This window comes from Acidobacteriota bacterium (assembly GCA_021161905.1).
GTDB lineage: Bacteria > Acidobacteriota > B3-B38 > Guanabaribacteriales > JAGGZT01 > JAGGZT01.
This window is the reverse complement of sequence record JAGGZT010000060.1, coordinates 14656-38528: the sequence shown is the minus strand read 5'-3', so window position 1 is coordinate 38528 and position 23873 is coordinate 14656. Positions and strand designations below refer to the sequence as shown.

The 23873-nt window shown below is 48.9% G+C and carries 27 protein-coding genes; 9 read left to right on the top strand and 18 right to left on the bottom strand.

Features of this window, described 5'->3' with window-relative positions; all coding sequences use genetic code 11:
* Nucleotides 1-27: 27 nt before the first annotated feature.
* The 8 genes from J7L64_08315 to J7L64_08280 form a co-directional block, all read right to left on the bottom strand.
* Entirely contained in the window at nt 28-780 is a 753-nt protein-coding gene (locus J7L64_08315; GenBank protein MCD6452346.1) for a hypothetical protein, read from the bottom strand.
* A gap of 12 nt (nt 781-792) precedes the next feature.
* A complete protein-coding gene (locus tag J7L64_08310) occupies nt 793-1368 on the bottom strand; it encodes a hypothetical protein (GenBank protein MCD6452345.1) in 576 nt (191 codons plus the stop codon).
* Nucleotides 1369-1404: 36 nt separating this feature from the next.
* Nucleotides 1405-3786 (bottom strand): type IV pilus secretin PilQ, encoded by a 2382-nt coding sequence (gene pilQ, locus J7L64_08305; GenBank protein ID MCD6452344.1) that lies wholly within the window; start codon nt 3784-3786, stop codon nt 1405-1407.
* On the bottom strand, nt 3786-4334 hold the full coding sequence (locus tag J7L64_08300) for a hypothetical protein (GenBank protein MCD6452343.1): 549 nt from the start codon (nt 4332-4334) through the stop codon (nt 3786-3788). The genes pilQ and J7L64_08300 overlap by 1 nt, the downstream gene beginning before the upstream one ends.
* Nucleotides 4335-4359: 25 nt before the next feature.
* Complete coding sequence (pilO, locus tag J7L64_08295) at nt 4360-4902, bottom strand: type 4a pilus biogenesis protein PilO (GenBank protein MCD6452342.1); 543 nt, start codon at nt 4900-4902, stop codon at nt 4360-4362.
* Between the two features lie 11 nt (nt 4903-4913).
* The gene (locus J7L64_08290) at nt 4914-5498 is read right to left on the bottom strand and encodes a PilN domain-containing protein (GenBank protein ID MCD6452341.1); all 585 of its coding nucleotides are present in this window, start codon (nt 5496-5498) and stop codon (nt 4914-4916) included.
* Complete coding sequence (gene pilM / locus J7L64_08285) at nt 5495-6559, bottom strand: type IV pilus assembly protein PilM (GenBank protein ID MCD6452340.1); 1065 nt, start codon at nt 6557-6559, stop codon at nt 5495-5497. The genes J7L64_08290 and pilM overlap by 4 nt, the downstream gene beginning before the upstream one ends.
* Nucleotides 6560-6623: 64 nt before the next feature.
* Nucleotides 6624-6848, bottom strand: coding sequence for a MerR family transcriptional regulator (locus tag J7L64_08280; GenBank protein ID MCD6452339.1), 225 nt, complete (start codon nt 6846-6848; stop codon nt 6624-6626).
* Between the two features lie 245 nt (nt 6849-7093).
* On the opposite strand from J7L64_08280, the gene J7L64_08275 reads away from it, so the two are divergent.
* Complete coding sequence (locus J7L64_08275) at nt 7094-7285, top strand: 50S ribosomal protein L28 (protein MCD6452338.1); 192 nt, start codon at nt 7094-7096, stop codon at nt 7283-7285.
* Here the strand turns inward: J7L64_08275 and J7L64_08270 are convergent.
* Both J7L64_08270 and J7L64_08265 read right to left on the bottom strand, forming a co-directional pair.
* A complete protein-coding gene (locus J7L64_08270; protein ID MCD6452337.1) occupies nt 7282-7665 on the bottom strand; it encodes a hypothetical protein in 384 nt (127 codons plus the stop codon). The two genes, J7L64_08275 and J7L64_08270, sit on opposite strands and share 4 nt — an antisense overlap.
* A 22-nt stretch (nt 7666-7687) precedes the next feature.
* The gene (locus J7L64_08265; GenBank protein MCD6452336.1) at nt 7688-9775 is read right to left on the bottom strand and encodes a bifunctional (p)ppGpp synthetase/guanosine-3',5'-bis(diphosphate) 3'-pyrophosphohydrolase; all 2088 of its coding nucleotides are present in this window, start codon (nt 9773-9775) and stop codon (nt 7688-7690) included.
* Nucleotides 9776-9926: 151 nt separating this feature from the next.
* On the opposite strand from J7L64_08265, the gene J7L64_08260 reads away from it, so the two are divergent.
* Nucleotides 9927-11027 carry an ABC transporter permease gene (locus tag J7L64_08260; GenBank protein MCD6452335.1) on the top strand — a complete coding sequence of 367 codons (1101 nt, stop codon included), beginning with the start codon at nt 9927-9929 and terminating at the stop codon, nt 11025-11027.
* 60 nt (nt 11028-11087) lie between these two features.
* On the opposite strand, the gene J7L64_08255 is transcribed toward J7L64_08260, so the two are convergent.
* Complete coding sequence (locus tag J7L64_08255; protein MCD6452334.1) at nt 11088-12701, bottom strand: radical SAM protein; 1614 nt, start codon at nt 12699-12701, stop codon at nt 11088-11090.
* A gap of 39 nt (nt 12702-12740) precedes the next feature.
* The gene (locus J7L64_08250; protein ID MCD6452333.1) at nt 12741-13322 is read right to left on the bottom strand and encodes a CDP-alcohol phosphatidyltransferase family protein; all 582 of its coding nucleotides are present in this window, start codon (nt 13320-13322) and stop codon (nt 12741-12743) included.
* A gap of 262 nt (nt 13323-13584) precedes the next feature.
* On the opposite strand from J7L64_08250, the gene kdsB reads away from it, so the two are divergent.
* From kdsB to J7L64_08220, 6 genes are read left to right on the top strand one after another with little or no spacing between them, the layout of a single operon-like run.
* Nucleotides 13585-14373 (top strand): 3-deoxy-manno-octulosonate cytidylyltransferase, encoded by a 789-nt coding sequence (gene kdsB, locus J7L64_08245; GenBank protein ID MCD6452332.1) that lies wholly within the window; start codon nt 13585-13587, stop codon nt 14371-14373.
* Nucleotides 14374-14378: 5 nt separating this feature from the next.
* Nucleotides 14379-15995, top strand: coding sequence for a CTP synthase (locus J7L64_08240; GenBank protein MCD6452331.1), 1617 nt, complete (start codon nt 14379-14381; stop codon nt 15993-15995).
* Entirely contained in the window at nt 15992-16831 is an 840-nt protein-coding gene (kdsA, locus tag J7L64_08235; protein MCD6452330.1) for a 3-deoxy-8-phosphooctulonate synthase, read from the top strand. Before J7L64_08240 ends, kdsA begins: the two co-directional genes overlap by 4 nt.
* Nucleotides 16825-17337 (top strand): HAD-IIIA family hydrolase, encoded by a 513-nt coding sequence (locus J7L64_08230; GenBank protein MCD6452329.1) that lies wholly within the window; start codon nt 16825-16827, stop codon nt 17335-17337. Before kdsA ends, J7L64_08230 begins: the two co-directional genes overlap by 7 nt.
* A gap of 40 nt (nt 17338-17377) precedes the next feature.
* Nucleotides 17378-17728, top strand: coding sequence for a DUF1049 domain-containing protein (locus tag J7L64_08225; protein ID MCD6452328.1), 351 nt, complete (start codon nt 17378-17380; stop codon nt 17726-17728).
* 4 nt (nt 17729-17732) lie between these two features.
* Nucleotides 17733-18911, top strand: coding sequence for a tetratricopeptide repeat protein (locus J7L64_08220; protein MCD6452327.1), 1179 nt, complete (start codon nt 17733-17735; stop codon nt 18909-18911).
* On the opposite strand, the gene queD is transcribed toward J7L64_08220, so the two are convergent.
* Genes queD through J7L64_08195 form a run of 5 tightly spaced genes read right to left on the bottom strand, consistent with a single transcriptional unit; the run spans nt 18908 to nt 21744 of the window.
* Complete coding sequence (queD, locus tag J7L64_08215; GenBank protein ID MCD6452326.1) at nt 18908-19270, bottom strand: 6-carboxytetrahydropterin synthase QueD; 363 nt, start codon at nt 19268-19270, stop codon at nt 18908-18910. The two genes, J7L64_08220 and queD, sit on opposite strands and share 4 nt — an antisense overlap.
* A 39-nt stretch (nt 19271-19309) precedes the next feature.
* Nucleotides 19310-19930 (bottom strand): dephospho-CoA kinase, encoded by a 621-nt coding sequence (locus J7L64_08210; protein MCD6452325.1) that lies wholly within the window; start codon nt 19928-19930, stop codon nt 19310-19312.
* Nucleotides 19927-20880, bottom strand: coding sequence for a hypothetical protein (locus J7L64_08205; protein MCD6452324.1), 954 nt, complete (start codon nt 20878-20880; stop codon nt 19927-19929). Before J7L64_08205 ends, J7L64_08210 begins: the two co-directional genes overlap by 4 nt.
* Nucleotides 20877-21479, bottom strand: a complete 603-nt coding sequence (locus tag J7L64_08200) for a D-sedoheptulose 7-phosphate isomerase (protein MCD6452323.1) — start codon at nt 21477-21479, stop codon at nt 20877-20879. The genes J7L64_08205 and J7L64_08200 overlap by 4 nt, the downstream gene beginning before the upstream one ends.
* On the bottom strand, nt 21457-21744 hold the full coding sequence (locus tag J7L64_08195) for a YHS domain-containing protein (protein ID MCD6452322.1): 288 nt from the start codon (nt 21742-21744) through the stop codon (nt 21457-21459). Before J7L64_08195 ends, J7L64_08200 begins: the two co-directional genes overlap by 23 nt.
* Nucleotides 21745-21882: 138 nt before the next feature.
* Between J7L64_08195 and J7L64_08190 the strand changes: the two genes are divergently transcribed.
* Nucleotides 21883-23196, top strand: a complete 1314-nt coding sequence (locus J7L64_08190) for a response regulator (GenBank protein ID MCD6452321.1) — start codon at nt 21883-21885, stop codon at nt 23194-23196.
* Here J7L64_08190 and J7L64_08185 read toward each other — a convergent pair.
* Nucleotides 23186-23869, bottom strand: a complete 684-nt coding sequence (locus J7L64_08185; protein MCD6452320.1) for an epoxyqueuosine reductase — start codon at nt 23867-23869, stop codon at nt 23186-23188. The two genes, J7L64_08190 and J7L64_08185, sit on opposite strands and share 11 nt — an antisense overlap.
* Between the last annotated feature and the right edge of the window lie 4 nt (nt 23870-23873).

Below are 23873 nucleotides of genomic sequence, written 5' to 3'. Positions count from 1 at the left end.
TTCAATATCTGAACAGATAACCAGAGATCAGCTCACCGTTATCGAGACCACAGCTATATCCGTCGCTCCCTCAGTATCAGTAATGGTGACACTGAAAACGACCACATCGCCGGCAACGGGACGCTCAGCCGCGGTCTGCCCACCGATGGTTACGAATTGGATAGGAGTATTGTTATCGCCCGGGGTTATCGCCCCTACCGTTACTGAAGCATTGGTACAACCAGCGTTGAAAGAATAAGTAATATTGTTCCCATCCTCTGGATCGTGCGATGCTGAAGCATCCATCTGGAAAGTGACGCTGGTCCCCTCGCTCATCGCGTTCGGGGTCACCACCAGGTTCGCCACCGGGCGGTTGTTGATATCGATCAACGCCGTCTTCTTATAATGGCTCCAAGAGGCGGTCACTATCGTACCGTCAAGGGTTACATCGTTAAGGACGGTCTCCACCTTACCTTCGGAGTCAGTGGTGAGGGTGATTGTATTACTGAAGTTGGGGAAAATGCCGGAGGTAGCGGTGATAGTAACCTGATTACCCGCCAGTGGTACATTTGCAGCGGTGGTGATCGTCACCGTTACCATAACATCCAAGGGAGCGGTACCTTTGGTGGGTTCCACAGTTAGAGTAAGATCGCCAACTCCGGTGAAATAATGATCGTTTATCCCTGTGTTTATCGGTCCTGTAGGGCTTGAAGGCTCGCTCAGCTTGTTGCACCCTACAAACAACAGGGAGAATATAACAACCCCCCATAGTAGGTTTTTAGCCATCTTACGAAGAAACATATCTCTCCCTCCTTATTGGGAATCGGCGTAGTCGGCAAAGGTTATAGGAACGCTCCCTTTAGCATAAACCTTATAACCAGCCTCGGTCACTCCGGTGAACTCGATGGTTATGTTACAGGAGATGCTGGGGAGGCCAGTAGATGGATCATACCCCAGAGATATCAAGTAACCAAGGGGACCCTGCAGTTTCTGATCGGCTTTCACTACCACTAAGCCGGTTATCGTAGTGCTCCCATTAGCGGGAACCCGATAAGTAATCGCCTGCTCAAAACCACTGGGAACGGCAGTTCCTCCATCGGTCCGGGTAAAGCTTACCCGATAGCTGGTAACGATCACATCGGCAAAATGGGTGGCAGAGGTAGCATCAGGATCCTTCAAGTGATCGGACAAGGTCACCTCAACCGTATCATCATAAGCCACGCCATTTGTTACCACATCTCCAAAAGGAGAGGTGGTAGGGGTGATAGAATCAACGCTCAACACCACTGGTGCTATAGTAGATGCCTCCTTGTTTTGACCGGTACATCCCCAACAGAGATAGAAAAGAGGAAGCAATACCATTGGGAGCAACCAAATTTTTTTCATCATCTCTCCATCCTCACTAAAAGGGAGCAATGCTCCCCATTAAGGGTTCAGAATCGAGGGTGTAATAAATATTACCAGCTCTTTATTTTGCTGTTTTTCGTCCTTGCTCTTAAATAACCAACCTAAAATGGGGATCCGGTGGAACAAGGGGACCCTTCCTCTGGTAATCTCGGTCCGCAGGGTGGCAATACCACCAATAACCGCTGTCTCCCCATTGGCAACCAAGATACTTGAGGTAGCGGATTGCGTAGCCTTGGAGGGAAGGAGTGAACCATGGACACCAGGATAGGAGATACCGACCGTGTCGTTCTTTATCTCTATGTCCATCATCACCGTGTTCTCAGCGGTAATCTGTGGGGTCACCGCGAGGGAAAGGGTAGCGGTCAGGAACTGGGTGATGGCACCCATCATCTCGGTATATGTCTGGTAAGGAAGAACTTGACCACTTTCTATCTTCGCCTGCTTGTTGCTCTGGGTAGCTACACGAGGACGAGAAAGAACCCTTATCTCGCCGGTCTGTTCCGCTGCCAAAAGCTGAGCGTCAAGCCTGAAACTGTTCAAGATATTGCCGAAGCTGATCCCAATACCAGCAGTGGGGGTAATGGGCAGGTTCACCGCATAGGGAACCTTATAATCGCTTATCTGGCTCGAAATCCCAGTAGCACCCTGAACCACATAGGTATTAGGGAATACAAACTGAGTAGTATTCCCATGGGCGGCATCGCCCACAGCCTTAAGCCCCCATTGAACACCCAAACGCTGAATGAACTCCTGAGTAGATTCCACTATCCTCGCTGAGATCAGAACCTGCTTGGTGGGGACATCAAGGCTCTTTATCAGGTTTACGATCTCTGATACCTTGCTCTCTATATCGGAGATGATGAGGGTATTGGTTCTCTCATCAACGATTACCGTGCCACGCTTGGTAAGGTTCTGCCGTACTATGGGCTCAAGCTCCCTCGCCTTGGCATAGGATATCCGCTGAGTGGCGGTGGTCAGAGGGGCACTTAACTTCCTCGATTCCTCAAGAGCACGCTGAGCATCTTCCCTCGCCTTTATTTTGGCAGCAGTTGCGATCCAATAAACTCCCTCCTCCTCGACCTTAGCCAAATCATTATTCCGTAAGATGATATCGAGCGCCTTCTCCCAAGGAACATCGTTCAAAACCACGGTCACCCTTCCCGATACTCCAGGATCGATGACGAAATTCTTCCCAGTAAAATCAGCGAAAAGACGGATCACATCCCTTATATCAGCATCACGGAACTTGAGGCTGATGAGCTCACTTGGCTTCTTCTCTTCCTTGGGGGCAACCTTCTCCGAAACGGAAGGAGCAGTGGGACGAGAGATTACCTTTTTCTCCGCGAGCGGCTTCTTCGCTACTGCAGGAAGAGCTACCTTCTCCTCTTTGGGGGGCGCGATCTTTGTAGGAACTACCTTCTTCTTAACCAGTTTCTCCTTCTCAACCCTCTTGGGAGGAACCACTTCTGTCTTTTTCTCCTTCTTGGGAGGAGGAACTACCGGCTTTTCTGCTTCTTTTCTCAGCACAGCCACCTTTTTCCCCGGAGGAAGAGGACTCAAAAGTACCTTTAAAACATTGGCTTCGGGAATTATCTCATAACTCGTCGCTTTCCCCAGATCGAGCACCACTCTGGTTATGGGAACGGGCTGAGACTTGAATTGAGAACTCCTTACCCTGGATAGGAGAGGAGAATCTACCTTAATTGTATCCCTGCTTAACTTTTTCACCGCCTCTATATCCAAAACCAAGCGCGGTGGGTTCGAAAGCTCAAATTTATTGAATTTAAACCTGCCATCCCCAAGCACGGAGACCACCACCGTATCATCCACCTTCCTCGCGATGATCTTGTTCACATTCCTCGCTTGCCCAGCTCCTGTTACTTCCTTCTTCAACGTTGGGGGAGCAGAAGGAACCTCTTTCTCCTTCTTCTTTATCACCGGCTTAGCCACTTCTTGAGGCTTTACTTCCTTCTTCGTTACCGGTTCACCTGGTTTAAGTCGAACAAATATCCTCAGTTCCTTGCCCCCATCTCGAACTTCAAACTGACAGGGCTGGGCAAAATGGATCTTCACCCGGGTAAGCTCCATCTCCTTAGTAGAAACCTTCTCCACTTCTATTCTTTTCACCTCAGGAGTATTCGGCTCCATCTTAAGGGGGATCTCAGCAGGGAGGGTGTTGGGGAAGTCGACCAAAAGTTGATCCGGAGTAGCTGCAGGAACATAATATGAATAAAGGAGGGGAGCATTCCCCATAATCGTAACCTCTGTCCCAGAAGCAACCTTGGTGGCAGAAATCGAGGTGATCTTCACATTCTGCTCATTCCAAAGAGCCAAACCTTCCCCGCCCGCTACTACCAGAGCGAGGGCTAAAAGGAATATCAATAATCTTCCCCTTCTCATTACTTTCCTCCACCCTCAGAATAAAGTTTCTTAACCACCTCCCGGGTCTTCTTAAGGGAGTATGGGTCGTTTATTTCCTGCTCAAAGATAACATAATCCGGGCCTATCTTCTTCACCCATCCATCATAGACCCGATCGTTAACCCGAAGGAAATAACCCACATTATCCGATCCATTGAAGAAGGCGATGTATTCATTGCCCTTCTTCACAATACCAACAAGCTGAAGCTCAGAAATAAGCATTCCTTTCTCGCCCGGAGGTCTTCCCCTCCCCTTCCCCGCAGTAGGAGCAACCGGATTTCTGAAGGGGTCCCGCGCTAATCCTATGTTATAGCGGAGCCTCTTTTCCCGCTCCTTCTCCCTCGCAGCAAGCGCCTCCTTCACTTTCTCTATCCCTTTCCCCTTCGTAGAAGTCTGAGGCGGAGGAGCCGGCTTCTTTTCCTTTTTCACAGATTGAGCTTGAAAGGCGGGCGAGCTTAAACCAGTGGCTATCAGCATAAAAAACCCAATCATTAAAAAGGCTGTGATCATAATCCTTTTTCTTACCACCGTAGTTAACCTCCCTTGGATAAGCTCACCCAATAAACACAAAGGTAACTGCCACACAGTTGGTGTTTACCGTCCCCCCTTGAGGCGTTGCCCTTATCTCCAAGTTGCCGATATTGATGATGCGGGGGAGCTTGCTTATCTTCTCAAAGAATGAGATCAGGTTGTAATAGGAACCCGACAGCTGCATAACAATGGGATACTCCGCATAAAATTCACGGGTCACCAAAGGCTGGGGATCAAACCGAATTACCTGGAGATTGGAATCAACGGCTAAACTCTGGACTTTACGAAGCAGATCCTCCGTCTCCTTCTGCTCGGGGAGGATGCGAAGCATAGTCTTAAACCTTGCCTCAAGCCTCTCCGTTTCTCTCTTGAACTCCTGGAGTTTAGCCGCGGTTACCTTCCCTCGATGGATCTCCCTATTCAAAGCCTCAAGCTCCGCCTCCTTGCTCTTTATCTGCTTCTCCATCTTAGAGAAAAGCATCATCTGTACCGAAAGCACCATAGCCACCAGGAGAATGCTGATAACCGCGATCTGAGCACCGGGAGAAAGTTTTGAGAATTCCATAAGTTACCTCCTTATTCAGCCACCGAAGACGCTTGAGACGATTTAGGAATAGTGAAGACAAAGGTCAAGGAAAACCTTTTAATCCCCCCCGCTGCCTCCACTGCTTCCAAAAGGTCAACGCTCCCTTTGGCTACATAGGGAGAACTATCCAAATTCTTAAGAAAATCGGCGATAGCATTGTAAGAGATAGCATCCCCTTCGATGGTAACCGCATTGCCCCGTTGAATCAAAGAGGTAAACCAAAGCTGGGGAGGCAGAAGATAGGCAACCTCCTTTAACAACTCCACCGGTCCCGTTCTGTTTTTCTGGAGCTGAAGGATAAGATTGAGCTTCCTCTCCAGTTCCTTCCTTCTCTGGTCGTACCGATGAACCTCCTCTATTATGGTAGCCAAGTTCGCCTTCTCCCTCTGTGCCAAGTTTATCCTCCGGTTCATCTCGTTCAACCTGCTATTCAAGGTAAACCAACGATATCCCAAAAAAGCAACCGCTCCCACCACCAGCAAAACGAAGAGCAGATTCCTCCTTTGCTGACTAACCTCAACAGCCGGTTTCTTCTGAGGCTCTAACTCCTCTCGTAACAGGTTTATCTTTATCATTCTTTATCCCCCAATTCCCTTAACCCAAGACCGACGGCAATGGCAAAATTGGGAGCTATCTCGTTTAAATATTCGGCATCAAAATCTTTGGGATTATACTCAAGAGCCCGGAAGGGGTTCATTATCTCCACTGGGGTGCTAAATCTCTCGGAGAGTATCTGGTCGAGCCCTATAGTCTTAGAGGCACCGCCGGAGATGACGATCTTATCCAACGAGGTGACCTGGAAGAAATCAAGCGTCTTTTGGACCTCCTTAACCATATTAGCGGAAACCGAATTTATTACCGGGATCACCCTTTCTGCCGGCACTCCCTCTATCTCAAACCCCTTCTTCAGGTTCTCCGCCTGATCAAAGCTCAAGCCGAGCTCTCGCTGAATGGCTTCGGTATACTGATTGCCCCCCATAGATATATCTCGCCAAAATTCGGGGGTCCCCCGCTGAAGAATGGTAACATTGGTCACTGAAGCGCCTATATTTATAAGGGCTACTACCTTGTCCTTATCCTCAGGATAATTAATCTCATAAGCGTTCTCGAGAGCAAAGGCGTCAACATCCACCACCACCGGGTTCTTACCCGCCTGACTGATAACCGCGGTATACTCATTGATCTTGTCCTTCTTAACCGCTACCAGGATGACGGACATATTCTCCCCTTCCATCGAGCTGGTGCGCTCTACAATCTGATAGTCTATACTCACCTCACCAATATCAAAGGGGATGTATTGTTCCGCTTCCCAAGGAATGGATTCAGCCAGCTCTTCATCACTCATCGCTGGCATTACTATCTTCCTTATTATAACAGAGCTTCCAGAGATAGAGGTAGCCACATCCTTTAATTTGATCCTATTCTCCGAGAAAAGACGGTTTATCGAATCAATTACCACCCCGGAATCCATAATTGCTCCATCCACTATCGTCTCCGGAGGAAGCTCTTCCAAACCGAGGTTAACCAATTGATAACCCATCCCCCCTTTGCCCAATCTCTTAAGCTCCACCAGTTTTACCGAACTGGATCCAATATCCAGTCCGACTAATCTCCGAACCTTACCAAAGAGAGCCACTCTCTACCTCCTTAAAACTCTTTAGCTAACCCTTTCCCATCCTTGCAAAACAGCCCTCTCTCCTCTACCTCTTACCTGAACTCTTCTCCGCCTCTTGCACCCGCTTGCCACCCGGTATTCGCCGGTTCTTATAGCTCAAGCAGTTTTTTATATCCTCCTCAGTCCAGATGCGATAATTACGGTAATCACGATCTGGCTCCGGGATCTTCCCCTTCTTCAACCAGGTATAAAGGGTCTTCTTGGTAATACCAATAATCCGAGCTACTTGTGCTGTAGTATAGTATTCCATAGTAGTCTATCCTTGAGATAAGTTTACTATATACCACTATCTACCCCTTGTCAAGAAAAAAATGCAAAAAATCTTTATTTTTCAATAGGATACAATATATTGTGGCAAAAAACTACAAATATCGTATATTTAGTAGAAGAAGAATGTATACTGCTTGTTCAACCCATAAAAAATTGTTGCCTTGGATAAAAAAAATTGATACTATAAGTTTCCTTTAAATAACGAATGCCTAAGGGGGTTAAAAAATGGCAAGACGCTGCGCTATCTGTGGAAAGGGACTTCAATTCGGGCATAATATAAGCCATGCCCACAACCTGACCAATAGAAAATGGCGTCCCAACCTCCAGCGGGTAAGAGCGCTGGTAGCAGGGGTTCCCAAGAAAATATGGATCTGCACCCGGTGTTTAAAGTCGGGTAAGGTGAAAAAAGCCGGTTAAGGGATAAAAGCGATAACCGCTATCTCAACCTCTGCCCCACCGGGAAGAGAGGAAACTCCTACCGTTACCCGGGCAGGATAATCCCGTTGGAAAAAGGAAGCATATGCTTTGTTCACCTCAGAGAACTTAGAAATATCGCTGAGATAGATGGTAGTTTGAACTATGTCTTCCAAACCTCCCCCCGCTACCTTAAGGATATTCCCAATATTCCTCATAATTATCTCTACCTGCTCCTTTAAAGAACCTGAATGCAACTTCCCCGTTTTAGGGTCTATTGCCACCTGCCCTGAAACAAAAACCAGATTTCCTACCTTGACAGCTTGAGAATAAGGACCTATCGGTTCAGGAGCTTTACTCGTTTCAATAATCTCCTTACCCATAATCTCCCCTCCTTAAAAGATTTTAAAGAGCCATTCTCTCAAACCCTAAAAACCCTCCTAACCTCGAGAGCTGTTTGGCTATTTTAGAAAACTCTTTGTAGTTATTGATCTCGAATTCGAGATCAAACCTCACCCTACCCTCAAAATCCACCCTTTCTACCACCTTTCCTTTAATGAGAGCCAACTTTCTCTCCAACCTTTTCTCTATCTCTCCCCTATTTAAGAAATAACACCTTATTCTAACCCTATGCCTTTCCTCATTCACCTTTCCCCATTTGATCTTGCCGACCCTCGCCTCCTCAGAAACTGCCCGCTCAAACCAAACACAATAACTCGAATGGACCAAAACCAAACCATCATCTATTTCCACCCCCATAGCTTCTTCACCGGGGAGAGGAAGACAGCAAGGAGCACGAAGGTAGAAACCTTTCCCTTTGACCACTCCGGGACTAAAAAAGGCAAACCTACCATCAAGGACCCCTTCATCCTTCTTCAAAAAGGATTTCTGGGAAGATTTGGAAGAGGCTTTGGGAAGGGGAACCTTGCCCAATGTCACCAAAAGGAAAAGCTCCTCCCTCTTTCTCAATCCCCACTCGGATAACAACCTCCCTGCCCACTCATCTGCCCCCCCGTTTAACCGGGAGGACAAAACCTCCTTTCCCAATTCCTCGAGTAGATGGTGGCTTTTCTGCTTTAGATATCGTCTTATATGGTTCTTTGCCCGAGAGGTAAAAACATGCCTCAATGCCTCCATAGTAGGGGTATGATCAGGAAAGGTAATGATCTCAACGATATCACCATGCTTGAGCTGAGTCTTTAGGGGAAGGACCCGTCCATTTATCCTCGCCCCTACCGCCTGATGACCGATCTCCGTATGGACTGCGTAAGCGAAATCAAGGGCGGTAGCCCGCCGGGGAAAGGTCTTGACCTCCCCCTTAGGGGTAAGGGCATATACCTCCTCAGGGAAGAGATCGAACTTAAGAGAAGTCATAAACTCCTTGGGATTGGTTACCTCCCGTTGCCATTCGATTATATGACGAAGCCACACAAAGTTGCGATCCTCAATGGTTGCCTTTCGCCCCTCCTTATATGCCCAGTGGGCAGCAATCCCCTCCTCGGCTACCCGGTGCATCTCCCAGGTCCTTATCTGGATCTCGAAAACCTGACCCTCCCTAGTAACTACCGAGGTGTGGAGGGATTGATATCCGTTCGGCTTAGGGGTGGAAATATAATCCCGAAACCTACCGGGAACAGGGGTCCATAAGCTATGAACGATCCCCAACGCCCCCCAACAATTGGCCACCGTATCGGTGATCACTCGAAAGGCGATATAATCATAGATCTGATCGAGACTCACTCCCTGACGCATCATCTTCCGGTATAACGAGTATACACTCTTCACTCGGCCCTCAATACTCGCTGATATTCCCGCCTCATCCAATTTTTTCTTTATTGTATCGGTAACCTTCTTTATGAAAGAAGCGCTCACCCTCTTCTCCTCCTCAACCTTGTCTGCCAGGGTATGGTAGATCCGAGGATGAAGATAACGAAAGGCAAGATCTTCAAGCTCCGTCTGTACCCGATGCATCCCCAATCGATTGGTCAAGGGGACATATATATCCATCGTCTCCCGAGCTACCCTTATCCGGTCTTTAGCAGGAAGATGATGCAAGGTGCGCATATTGTGAAGCCGATCGGCTATCTTCACCAAAAGCACCCTTATATCTCTCGCCATCGCCAGAAGCATCTTCCTAAAGGATTCTGCCTGTTGTTCTTCTCGAGAGGTGAAAGAAAGCCGGCTCATCTTGGTCACTCCATCAACGAGCGAAGCCACCTCAGAGCCGAAATACTGTTCGATCTTCTTCATCGATACCCCAGCATCCTCCACCACATCGTGAAGAAGCCCTACCGCTACTGCCACTGGATCAAGCTTAAGCTGAGCAAGGATCATAGCTACCGCCAAAGGATGGATGAGATAGGGTTCGCCGGATCTTCTCACCTGTCCCTTATGCTCCTTGGCGGAGAAAACATAAGCCCGTCTTAGAAGTCCAACATCGGCGTCCTTATGATGCTTAGTCACCTCTTCAGCAATATCTTCAAAGCGGATCACCGCCAGCCTCCCTCATCTTAACCAAATTCATTATACCAGAGAGAAAAAACGCTGAACAAGGAAAGGAATACCCATTAGGCTACCAAATTTTCCTTGCTTCGTTTCCATCGATATACTATACTTAACCTTTGGATTTTTCAGGAGGAGAAAGATGGTTTGTTTTCCCATATCCAATCTCACCCAAAAGAAAACGAGGACGATGGTGAGCGTTGCTGCCGTTGCTTTAGGTGTTGCCTTGGTCGTCGTGCTTGTAGGGATGACAAATGGAACCCTGATCCATCACGCTCAATCGATCGAGAATGTCGGTGGCGACATCCTCTTTCAACCATTGGGAGCAGCGAGCTTCCTCGGATTGAGTAAGGCGCTTATGCCTATCGGGATAAAGAATCACCTACTTAAAATTAATGGCATAACCGGGGTGGTTCCTATATTGGTATGGAACACCAAACAGATAGATAACTTCTATCACAATATCTTCGGTATTGATGAACAAGGATTTACCCCAATAGGCAGAAGGTTGGAGATACTTGAGGGAAGGTTTCTTCAAGGACCTTACGATCTCGTCCTTGACAAAAGACTTACTCAAAGAACCGGCTTCAAGATAGGGGATAAGGTCACCATTTTCAACCATCAATTTACCTTGGTAGGGATATGCAAACCCAATGTAGGGGCGATGATCTATTTGCCCCTTTCCACCCTGCAAGATATCCTCGGGTTTCCGGGGAAAGTGTCTCTCTTCTTCATAAAGTGTTCCTCCCAGCAAATAGCGGAGAAGGTCGCGGAAAGACTGAGGAAGGAATTCAAAGGATATCAGATAAACATCATCTCCACCTATACTGAAGAACTGTCGAAAAGCGCAGTAGGGTTGAGGGCGCTTAACCTCGCTACCACTGCGGTGGCGGTCATCGCCAGTTTTCTTGCCATTCTTCTCGCTATGTACACTGCAATAATTGAACGGACCCGGGAAATAGGTATCCTGAAGGCAATAGGGGCAACGAGACACTATATCATAAGGAACATAGTAATTGAAGCCCTCATTATCTCTACTATAGGGGTGTTCGTAGGATATCTCACCGCTTACATCGCAAGGCATATAATCATTAAGATATTCCCTCTCCTCACCGTAGAGATTACCCTCCGCTGGATGTTAATCGCTGGAGCACTGGGTATCATTGGAGGGGTGCTTGGCTCACTTTATCCTGCCTTCCGAGCAGCGAAGCAAGATCCGATAGACGCTTTAAAATATGAGTAATAAAAAGGCGGCTTTTAAGCCGCCTTCAAAATATACGCAAGTTTCCTTTATCGCTTGGGATTAGCTCTTGCCCATTTTTTTCTTCCACTCCTCAAGAGGGATGGAGAATTTCTTCTCCACCTTCTCCCTAAAGGTAGGACCACCATTATAGGTACAGAAGGGATAGATAGAACCATCAGGAGTGGCGTAGTGGATGATACATCGCTTTACCCGTTCTACATCGTAGTTGTAAAGATCCATAAAGTGCATCCCCCCAACGAGGAAGGCAATCCATTCGGTCCCTCCCCCCTTCCTCAGCTCCTTGTCCATAAGACCGTTGATCGATTCGAGTAATTTGGTGAAGGTGAGCCCTTCAGGTGCGTTCTCCGATCTAAAGTGCTTTCGCAGGTTGTTAAACGCCTTTATCTTGGCAAACGACTTGAACCGTGAGGTCTCGGTTTTCTCCGCCAGCTTATCCATCTCGGTAAGCAACCCCTCTACATCGATAACCCGTGTGATGGGAACGAATTTGCTTGGGTCCTTCCGGTTAATGATGAGATAAGTGGCTAAGGAACAATGGGGATGGCAGGTAAGGGTAGCCACCGGATAGCCGCGAACAGCACTATAGAAGCGAGAGAAGGGAGCAACGAAGCTGATGGGATACCAATCCTCCCGCGCTCTCAGGATGCCGTTTGTCTGCCGTTCGATATCCCAGGCTAAGTCAGTCAGAGTGTATCTTTGTTTCTCCCTCTCCTTCCGGGAGATCCTTCCGGTGAAGGCGACTGGCTGAAAGCTTACCCCTCGGCAGATATCGGCGTTTTCGATACCAAATTTGACGATATCCCCCGCCTGATGGTCGTTTACCCCCTTGATCATAGTGGGAACGAGGATAACCATTATCCCTACCTTCCTGCAGTTCTCTATCGCCTTGAGCTTTGTCTTGAAGAGCTTGAGCCCCCTCGTCTTCATATAGACATCGTCGGTTACTCCATCGAACTGGAGGTATATCGTATGGAGCCCTGCCTCCTTCGCCCTCTTGGCAAATTCAAGATCAGCCATATTAAGCCCGTTAGTCGCTATCTGGAGGTGGTTGTAACCAAGCTCCTTAGCCATCTTCAACACATCGAAGAAACGAGGATAGATGGTGGGCTCCCCTCCGGAGAACTGGACTACAGTGGTGGCAACCGGTCGCTCATCTCGAACCGCTTTCAACATCGTGCGAACCTCCTCGAGGGAGGGTTCATACACATACCCGGTGACATTGGCATTGGCAAAGCAGACAGGGCAGGTAAGGTCGCAGCGATTGGTGAGGTCTATATTCACCATCACCGTATGGCTCAAGTGGAGATTGCACAAACCACATTGATAGGGGCAGACAGTAGCGTTCTTCACCTTTGGATTAAGAAGCCCTCTATTGTCGCCAAAATACCATTTTTCCGCCTTGAGATAGAGCTCAGCATCGGACCAAACGAGATCGCGGAATTTCCCATGAGTGGGACACTCCTTCTCCATCCATACCTTTCCCTCTTCCTCAAAGATGACGGCGTCGAGGAGCTTTTTACACTCCGGGCATAGGGACTTTGTCTTTTTAGGAAGCCCCGGAGGAATAGGAGTGATTGGGCTTCCCAAATAGGTGGTAGTCGGTTGCCCCGCCGCCTTAGGAAGATGGTTAACCGCTCCGCTCTTTTCACTCATTGATATCACCTACCCTTTCGATTGTTTTTACCGAACCCATTAAACCCTCTCGGTCTCCCTCCAGGTATGATATATCCGGTGGAAAGCGGTGATGTTCGTTCCCACCGCCAATATCCAGAGGGCGACCAAAAGATGATTGGAAACCGCTCCCAATATTAAGATAACAATCCGCTCTGGACGCTCCATAAACCCCACCTTACAACTCTCTATAAGATTCTCCGCCCGTGCCTTGGCATAACTGGTAATCATCGCTCCCATTAGAGCAAAGCTGGTAAGAATCAGATTGTCTATCCTCCCTACCCGGGCGTAGAGAACAATTATACCAGAAAAGAGTATAAAATCGGAATACCTGTCGATAACCGAATCAAAAAAGGAACCGAACCTGCTCACCATCCCCGAGATCCTCGCCAGGGTGCCATCTACCATATCAAAGATACCGGCGATGAGTACGATTATTCCTGCTACCCTGATCCTTCCTGAGGCGAAAAGAAAAGCGGCGTAGATATTTATCACCAGACCAATGAAGGTAAGTACGCTCGGATTCACCTTCAAAAGGGAGAAGAACCTGGCGATTCCATACCTTATCTTTGTACCCAAAACCCCGATCTTCTCCCCGATCATCCAAGAATCACCTATCCTTTCTTAGATTAAAAATAACCCCCCGGGAGAAACAAACAACAAAATCTTCGGAGATTTCCCTCCCTCAAGGTATAGAATATGGTAATTTACTTATTGAAAGCTGTCAAGACTATTTTGGCAGTTTGGCTGGATCCTCCTCGCTTCTTAAAGAGTTAAGACATACTTTTATGTTTGACTTAAGTATGGGTTTTTAATAAGATACTGACGATAAAAAAGGTTTTGACAGGAGAGGACCGGTACGCTGATGATCGAGGGGAAGAAGGTACTGGCGGTGATCCCTGCCCGATATCACTCCTCTCGCTTTCCGGGGAAACCACTGGCTGACATTATGGGGAAACCGATGATCCAATGGGTCTACGAACGGGCTTCCCAGTGTGAGGAGATAGACGAATTAATAGTAGCCACCGATGATGAGAGGATATATCAAGCGGTAAGCTCCTTCGGCGGAAAGGTGATGATGACCGATAGAAACCACAAAAGCGGAACCGATCGGGTAAAGGAGGTGGCGGAAAAGCGAGATGATATGGAGATCGTGGTGAACATCCAGGGGGATGAACCGCTGATCTCAAAGGAGGCAATAACCGAAGCTATTTCTGCTCTCGAGGAGGAGAAGGAGGCGGTAGTGGCTACATTGAAGAGGAGGATAAAAAGGCCGGAGGATATATTCAATCCCAATATAGTAAAAGTGGTCACCGATGATTCGGGATATGCTCTCTATTTCAGTAGAGCCCCAATACCTCATCCCAAGAGGGCTCCCTTAGGGAAAGAAAGGGAATGGTTACTTGCTCACACTGAGTTCCTCAGGAACTACTTCCGCCATATCGGGCTTTATGTCTTTCGGAGGGAGTTTCTCCTCATCTACTCAACCCTTAAACAAACGCCCCTTGAGCTCATCGAAGGGCTGGAGCAATTAAGGATTCTGGAATATGGGTATAGGATAAAGGTCGCCCTCACCTCCTATCCATCCTATGAGGTGAACACAAAAGAGGACCTGGAGCAAGTGAGGGAGATAATAAGGAAAGGTGGGACCTAAGACTAATGGGAACAAAAAGGAAGACAAAATATATCTTCGTAACCGGTGGGGTGATCTCCTCCTTAGGTAAGGGGATCGCTGCCTCTTCCATCGGCTGTCTCCTGGAGAGCCGAGGATTGAAGGTAAGCTTCCTTAAACTCGACCCCTACCTCAATGTCGACCCAGGAACGATGAGCCCCTTCCAGCACGGCGAGGTCTATGTAACCGACGATGGGGCGGAAGCGGATCTCGATCTGGGGCATTACGAGAGGTTCACCAGCTATACCACGAGCAAGGCGAGCAACTTCACCTCGGGGCAGATCTATGAGGCAGTGATAAAAAAAGAGCGCCGGGGTGATTACCTAGGGCAAACGGTGCAGGTAATTCCCCATGTTACCGACCAGATAAAGGACTCCATCACGCTGGAGGCAGACAAGGCTGATATAAAGATAGTAGAGGTGGGAGGAACGGTAGGCGATATCGAAAGTCTTCCCTTCCTCGAGGCGATCCGTCAACTTCGTCAGGAGCTGGGTCGAGGGAACTCAGTATTTATCCATCTGACCCTTGTCCCTTATATAAAAACCTCCCAGGAGCTCAAGACAAAGCCTACCCAGCACAGTGTGAAGGAGCTCCGAGAGATAGGGATCCAACCCGACATCATACTCTGCCGTACCGACCGCTTCCTTCCCCGGGAGATAAAATCAAAGATCGCCCTCTTCTGTAATGTCTCTGAGGAGGCGGTTATAACCGCTAAAGATGTCGATTGTATCTACGAGATTCCTCTGGTCTTCAGAAAGGAAGGCCTTGATGAGGCTATCATTAGAATCCTCGGGCTCCCGGAGACGAAATCCGATATGCGCCCCTGGGAGGAGCTGGTTGCCCGGATAAAAAACCCTAAAGATGAGGTTACCATCGGAGTGGTAGGCAAATATGTGGGCTTTCACGATTCCTACAAGAGCCTCATCGAAGCCCTTCATCACGGAGGCTACCCCGATTCCCTTAAGGTGAACATAGAATGGATCGAGGCGGAGGATATTGAAAAGGAGGGACCGGAGAAGTTTCTCTCTTCAGTGTCAGGGGTTCTCGTCCCCGGTGGGTTCGGTAAGCGAGGGGTAGAAGGTATGATCACTGCGGTCGGTTACGCGAGAGAGAAGAAGGTTCCCTTCTTCGGTATCTGCCTCGGAATGCAGTGCGCGGTTATAGAATTCGCCCGGAATGTAGCCCACCTCACCAAAGCAAACAGCTCCGAGTTCGAACCGGAAACACCCCATCCCGTCATCCACCTTCTCCCTAACCTGGTAGGGGTAACCGACATGGGAGGAACGATGAGATTGGGGAAGTACCCCTGCAAGTTGGATGAGGCTTCCATCGCCTACAAGGCTTACAACCAAGAGGTGATATATGAACGGCATCGCCACCGGTATGAATTCAATATTGAATATCGAGAGACCCTTGAAAAGGCGGGGCTCAAGCTCAGCGGTATCTCCCCTGATGGGAACTATGTGGAGATAGTGGAGGTGGAGAACCACCCTTGGTTTTTGGGATGTCAGTTTCACCCGGAGCTTAAATCGAAGCCCCTCCTCCCCCATCCGTTATTCACCAGTTTTATTCGGGCAGCTTATCGATACAAAAAAGGAAGATGAAAACAAGAAAGATAAGGATAACCTCTACCATTTCCATCGGAGGAGGAGACCCACTGTTGCTGATAGCCGGTCCCTGTGTGATCGAGAGTGAGGAACATTCATTCTCCCTTGGGGCGAGGTTGAAGAGGATAACCGAGGAAAAAGAGATCCCCTTCATCTTCAAAGCCTCCTTCGACAAGGCGAACCGCACATCGATAACCTCCTTCCGTGGCCCCGGTCTTAAGGAAGGTTTACGGATCCTCCGCCGAATAAAAGAGGAATTAGCCCTCCCCATTACCACTGATATCCATGAGCCCCATCAGGCGGAGAAAGTGGCAGAGGTGGCGGATCTGATTCAGATACCCGCCTTCCTCTCCCGTCAGACCGATCTCATTGTGGCGGCAGCACGAACGGGTAAGGCAATAAATGTAAAGAAGGGGCAGTTCCTCGCTCCCTGGGATGTCGTCCATATTGTGGAGAAAGCCCTCTCGGTAGGTAACGAGCGGGTGATGATCACCGAGCGAGGAACCGTCTTTGGGTACAACAATTTAGTGGTCGATATGAGGAGCTTTCCCTTAATAAGGAGGGAGGGGATCCCAGTGGTCTTCGACATCACCCATAGCCTTCAGCTCCCGGGGGGAAAGGGAAGATCGTCTGGGGGGCAACGGGAACTGATCTCCTACCTTGCTCGGGCTGGGGTAGCTGCTGGGGTGGACGGGATCTTCTTGGAGGTTCACGACAACCCAGAGCAAGCCCTCTCCGACGGACCTAATGCCTGTCCGCTAAAGGAACTTCCTCCATTGATAACTATGATCAAAAGGATAGATGCAATCATCAAGGAGGAAGAGGGATGTTGACCTTGGCTGGTTTTTTGAGAAGAGCGCGGAGGATAAAACTAATCGTCCTCGATGTCGACGGTGTCCTTACCGACGGGAGCATCATCTATTCCGATAGAGGGGATGAGATAAAATCATTCAATGTAAAAGACGGCTTTGCTATAAGGCTGGCGGAAGAGGCCGGACTGAGAACGGGCATCATCTCAGGAAGGAACTCAAAGCTGGTTGAGCGAAGGGCAAACGAGCTCGGCATGGCGTTTGTGATCCAAGGAAAGGAGGATAAGAAGAAAGTTTTTGATAGGCTTTTGACGCAGTTTTCCCTCAGCCCTGATGAGGTTTGCTTCATCGGGGACGACCTCGTTGACCTTCCGCTCCTAAGGAGAGCGGGGCTGGGGGTAACGGTAGCCGATGCCCCTGGCGAGCTAATTCGGGAGGCGGACTGGGTTACCTCCTCCCCTGGGGGGAGGGGGGCGGTGAGGAAGGTTATCGAACTCATCTTAAAGGCACAGGGAAGATGGGTAAGATAATAACCCCTATCTTCAAGGGGATCAATTAAGGAGGGAGGAAATGAACATCTTTAAACTGGTGCTTGCAGTAATTCTCTTCTTCGGGCTTCTTGCCTTAGCTATCCTTAACTCGGAGGAGACCGTTTCCTCAATAAACCTCTACTGGAAAACCTTAAAGGATGTGCCCTTGATCTTCGTAGTGCTCACCTCGATCTTAGTCGGCATCATCATTGCCGGTGTGATAGGGATCGCCGAGCATATAAAGCTGAAACTCAGGCTTTCTGCGCTCAAGAAGAGGATCTCCTCCTTAGAGGAGGAACTTAACTCACTAAGAAACCTACCCATATCCCAGTGGATGGAGGAAGAGGAAAACAAGAACACCCCCTCTCCACTCGAGAAAAAAGAGGAATGATTGGATGTTTGAGGAATACGGTTTCTTCCTCTGGTATGCCCTGATAATCCTCCTTCTGGGGATAGCCTTAGGTCGTATCTGGGGTGCTTTTGTCTCTCAGGCAGAGAGAAGAAAGAGAAGACGGGAAAAGAAAGGGATAACCAACTACCTCCTTGGGCTTAATTATCTCATCTCAGGGAATATCGACCTCGCCCTTTTCGAGTTATCCCAGGCAGCGAAACTGAACCCTGAGGCAGTGGAAATATTCATCACTTTGGGCGATCTATTCCGGGAAAAGGGGCAGGTGGAGCGAGCGATCGGCATCCATCAGGCGGTGCTTCACCGCTCATCACTCCTCGAGGTGGAACGAACACAGGCTCTCCTTTCCCTTGGTTTGGATTTTAAGAAGGCGGGGATAATCGACCGGGCAATAGAGATATTTGAGAAGCTGATCAACCGGGAACCCACAAATATAGCTGCCTTAATCCACCTGGAGAAACTTTACGAGAATATAGAGAACTGGGAGAAGGCGTACGCTATTGAGGAAAGGGTCCTCTCTCTCTCCAATTCGAGGGATTATACCGTCTTAGCCTTCCTCGAAAATGAGATGGGCAAAAGGGAGATGAAAGAAGGTAGAGTTAAGGAGGCGATAAAGCACTTCGAGCGGGCAATCTCCCTTGAAAAGAAAACCTATCCCGCCTACCTCAGCCTTGGTGAACTCTATTATCAGCAGGGAGAGATAGAAAAAGCGGTAGCTACCTGGGAGAAGATAATCTCGGTCTCCCCCCAGATGGCTTACCTTGCCTTTGAGTATCTTGCCAAGGGGTATGAGAAGCTGGGGAATAAGGAGAGACTTAAAGATATGCTTCAGGAATTGGTAGAAAAGAATCCTAAGGATTGGCGTTCCCGCCTTGCCCTTTCCGAGATAATAAAAGAAGAAGGAAAATATGAGGAAGCCTTCTCCCTCCTGGTAGAGGCATTACGGACCAAGCCCCACTCGCTCTCCCTTCATCAAGCCTTCCTTCGCCTTCTCCACTCTTGGCAAAAAGAGGAACATATCGAGGATTTCCTTCGGATATCGGAGGAAAAGGCATTTTTCATCGATCCCTATGTCTGCATCCGCTGTCGTTATAAGACCACAGAACTTCTCTGGAAATGTCCCCATTGTCACGAGTGGAATACCTTTGTGGAGGAAAAGCTTTAACCCTCCTCCCAATACCTCACCCGGGAGGAATCCGATTCCCACACCTCAACCGCATGGAGAAAGTAGCGGGATGAGTTTATCTCTGAGGAGAGTTTAGCAAAAAGCCACCGGGCGATGTTCTCCGAGCTCGGGTTTACTCCCTTGAAGTCGGGATGTTCATTGATTACGGTATGGTCGAGTTCCGCCAGGATTTCCTCGGTCCTTCTCTTTAAGATGCGGAAGTCGATAACCAGACCCAACTCATCAAGTTCCTGAGAGCGAACATATACCCTGACCTTAAAATTATGACCGTGAAGCTTAGCACAGTTCCCCGGATAACCCTTTATCATATGGGAGGCGGAAAAGCCCACCTCCACCATCGCCTCGAATACGGCGTTTTTTTTCTCCATATCATTTCCTCATTGATTCATTGATTTAAGCTCGGAAAGAAGAAAGTGGTAAAGCGCCCCCACCTTCTCCCTCAGCTCGCTTAGATCACCATTATTTTCTACCACATAATGAGCATATCTCACCTTCTCCTTTAAAGGAAGCTGAGCGCTCATCCGAAGCTCCGCCTCCTTTTTACTCAACCCCCTTTCCATCAGACGCTCAAGCTGTAGTGAAGGAGAGGAGATAACCACTACCAACCGATGATACCTACTGATAAGCCCCTTCTCTACAATGAGTGGAGCATCGGTAACCGCTATCGCCTCAGGATGAATGGCATCGAGCTCCCGCCACCATTCCTCCTCCCGCGCCATCACCATAGGATGAATGATCTCCTCCAGTTCTCTTCTCTTCTCCCCGTTAGAGAAAACGAGGGAGGCGAGCTTCCTCCTGTCGATCTCTCCTTTATCCGTCAACATCTTTTCACCAAAAGAGCAGAGGACCTCTTTATAAACAGGACTGCCCTTCACAAGAAGAGATCTCACCTCCTTATCCGCATCGAAGACGAAGCAACCAAATGAGGAAAGCATTTCCGCCACCGTACTTTTGCCACAGGCAATACCGCCGGTAAGACCAACCTTAAGGAGCATCACTCACAAAGCTCCACCACCATCGCCGAAAGTAAAGGGATGGTGAGCTCATGGTGTCCGATTATCTCGATGCTCTCCCCTCCTTCCACACAAGGTCTCTTGAGGACATTCTCCTTCACCCGATATTGGCGAATGAAATCGAAACTCGCTACAGTGAAGCCGGAGAAAACCACTCCCTGATTCCTGAGCCAGGCTATTGCTTTAAGGAAAACCTCGGGGAGAACCACTGCTGAACCGAGATTGAGGTAAACCCCTCCTCCGGGAAGCTCGGATACCAAGGAGATGAACAACCTGAAATCGATATGACTCCCTTCACCTATCCCCTTCGGGGAAAGTCTCGGGTTCAGATGTACCGTATCCGTTCCGATAGCTATATGGACGGTCAGTGGCACCTCCTTCCGATAACAGGAAAGAAGGAGGGAGTACTTCCCATAAGGAGGAGAGAGCACCTCCAACTCCGCTCCCAACGCCTCACCAAAGCCTATTCCCTCCGCCATTACCCGGGAAGAAGCCTTAGCAAAGAGCTCCCCAGGCTCCTTGGTCATCCCAAACATCCCATCGGAAAGACCTGCCACAACATCCTCCGAGGTATGCCCGGCAAGAGCGATCTCTATATCGTGGATCGCCACCGCTCCATTTATTGCCACCCCGGTGATGATCCCCCGCTCGACAAGGTCGATCAATATAGGGGAAAGGCCGCATTTGATGGGATGGGCACCCATCGCCAAAACGACCGGTTTCTCACCCCTTCTTGCAGCAACTATCCTTTCGGCAAGCGTCCTGATACCCTTTGCCCCCAGAATGTCAGGAAGTGATTCCATAAATTTACGAAAGGACCTCCCCTTACGATGAGGGTTGGCGAACATCGAGGAATTAACGAGACTCCTTCTTCTCGAAAGGGAGCGGAATCTGCCCTTCCCTAAGTCCACCGGTTTTATCCGATACCTGCTCATTCCCCCTCCTTCCCCTTTACCAACCTTTCCTCTATCAGTTCACAGATGAGATGCCCGGCGGTTATGTGCCCTTCTTGGATCCTTGGAGTTTCCTTATGGGGCACGAGGAGGAGGTGATCCACTATCTCCTTCAGCCTTCCCCCATCCCTTCCCGTGAAACCCACAGTGATAAGCCCAAGTTTTCGGGCGGTGAGCAATCCGGCGATGACATTCTCCGAAAGCCCGGAGGTGCTTATCCCCACCGCCACATCGCCCTCTCTCCCCAAAGCCTCTATCTGGAGGCTGAAGACCTGGGAATAATCGAGGTCATTAGCGATCGAGGTAAGCACTGACGAATTGACCGTTAACGCCATAGCAGGAAGGGGTTTCCGAGGGGCCTTAACCCGGTTCACCAACTCTCCAGCAAGGTGCTGAGCATCAGCGGCACTTCCCCCATTTCCAAAGAAGAGAACTTTCCTCCCCTGCTCCAGAGCTCCCCAGATGACCTCGGCTATCTTGACGATCGCTCCCGCTTCATCTTGAAGAAACCTCTGGTAAAAGGAGGCAAGCTCCTTTCCCTTCCTTCTTACCAAAGCTTCAACCTCTCTCCACCCTTCCATCACTCGTAAACCTCTTTTTGCACTCTTCGGAGCAGAAATAGAACTCCTTACCTTGGATAACCTTTCTTATCGCTATGTCTTTCGGAAGGTAGATACCGCATACCGGATCCCTGACCATTTGCCCCCCGTGGATCTCCCTCTTTGTCCCAGCCTCCCTCACCTTCCTACCTGCTCCCAATCCTTTGAGAAGATAGTGAACGAGGTTCCTCAAAAAATAGACAAGGGTAATAAGAAAGAAGAAGACCAACAAAAATCGGAAAAACATCTCGCTCCTCTTTCCCAATCGCTTGGGGATAGAGCTAAAGTTTACCCAAGACACCCCCCATCTGTCAAGAAAGGGAAATAAGATTATTTGACCCAAAATAATTTATTTTGCTAAAATAAGTTCGCTAAAGGGAAAAAGATGAGCGAGAAACGAGTTCTTATTGCGGGAAGGGAAAGGGTCGTTTTGACCAAGGCAGAAAGCGCCCTTTCCGAGTTACCTCTTTCATTGGAGTTGGAGCAGAATATAAAGGATGCTGGGAAAAGGATGGAGGAGAACCCTCCCGATATAGTCGTCCTTGATGTAGCAGAGGAGGAGGATATCTCTCTTCTTCCTCTCTTCTTCAAATCCTCTCCTCGGCCTGCCGTTATCATCCTTGCTCCGGAAGACCGGTTTCCCTTAATAGCAAACGCCCTAAAAATGGGAGCCGATGATTATCTCACAAAACCCTTCCGCCCCAAAGACCTTGCTCTGAGAGTGGAACTGTTCTTAAAGGAGGAGCTAATAAGAGACAAAGGGGGCAGTTCCTTCATTGGAGGAACACTCAGCGAGTTGAGCGTCGCCGAGCTCATAAAAGGTTGCGAGGACAACTTTTTGACTGGCGAACTGCTAATAAATGAAGGGAACGATAAATTTGTCATCCGATTTGAGGGTGGTAGGGTCAAGGAGGTAAAAGCTGGTGGAAAAAGGGAAGAGGAGGCGATTGAGAAATTACTCAAGTTAACGGAAGGGAAATTTGTCATCATCCAATATCCATTTAACCTGGCGAAGAGGGAAATAAAGGAAGAGGAGGGGGAGAAAAAACCTCCCTCATCGGCTTTGGAAGCGGGGATGAGCGGTTCCTCCCTGGGACGCCTCTCCTCAATAGAGATAAGCGGGAAAAACTATCAGATACAAACTGAACTCTATACCACAGGGGAAGGGCGGATAACCACCTTGGTGATAAGTGAAGGTCAGATATACAAGAAGATAGAGAAAGCCTGGCCTCAGGCAGAGGAAAGCGAACTTCCGGAGAGGATAGAAAAGGTGAACCAACAGCACCAACAGGTGATGGAAACCCTGAACGAGGTGGTCCCCCTCCTACTTGCCAACCGGGATATAGTGGCGCCCCTTTTGATGCAGGCGATCCAACTCATTGAAACGAGACTTAAGGAGGAAGTAGGAGACTTTATTACCCTTTACTATCTGAGAAAAACGAAAGAGAAACTCTCGGCGACCTATCCCTTCTTAGAGAAGATTACCATAAATGAAAGGGAAAAAACCCGCCTTTCTCGTGATATTCTAAAAGAGGACCGGGGAAGGTTGATCGAGGGCATAGCCCGGTGGCTCTCCTCCACTTTCTCCCAGGTAAAGGACCAATCCCCCCGCCTTAAGCGGGGTGGTTTTCGCGAACTAACTGGTCCTTTGGAATATAGACTTGATTGGATAGGATTTTTCGATCGGGTTAATCCTTAACCCCCCTTCCTGGGCACGCCTTAACGCATATCCCACAGATATAAAGCCCCAGGTTCTTCTTTTTACAGAAATAGGTCAATTTATCAAAACATCGTTCAAAGGAGTAATCCTCTGCCCTTTCCCCCAGGGCAGATACAGGACAGGCAGAGATACAGGAAAAACAGTCGCCACAGCCAAAGGGCAAGACTCTATCCGCCACGGGCAAAGGGAGATCGGTGAGAACGGTAACCAACCGCACCTGTGCCCCATATTCAGGGGTTACCAGGAGGTTATTCCTACCGATCCAGCCCAATCCTGCCAAGCGAGCGATATGCTTATGGGAGAGATGTGCCACCTGTTTCCGCCAATCGACGATCTGAGAAGCGGGAATGGGAAGACTGCGATATCCTCTCTCCTGGATTAGGTTGGCGATGAGGAAAGCGGTTTTATCGAGTTGGATGTTCGCCTGGCGGTAGTGCCAGGAATAAAGGAGAGTAGGACCATCTTCAATACCAGCGAGGACCGCCTTAGAAAGCCTTACCCCCATCGAGATGGCATAGGATAGCCCCTCTATCTCCTTTGGGGAAAGATAATGTTCCCGATCGTAGCGGGTGAAATCAGCCACCCCGAAAAGAACCATCCCCTCCTTCTCCGCCCGCTCCTTAAGCCAGCGATAGTTCTCCTCCTTCGACATCTCA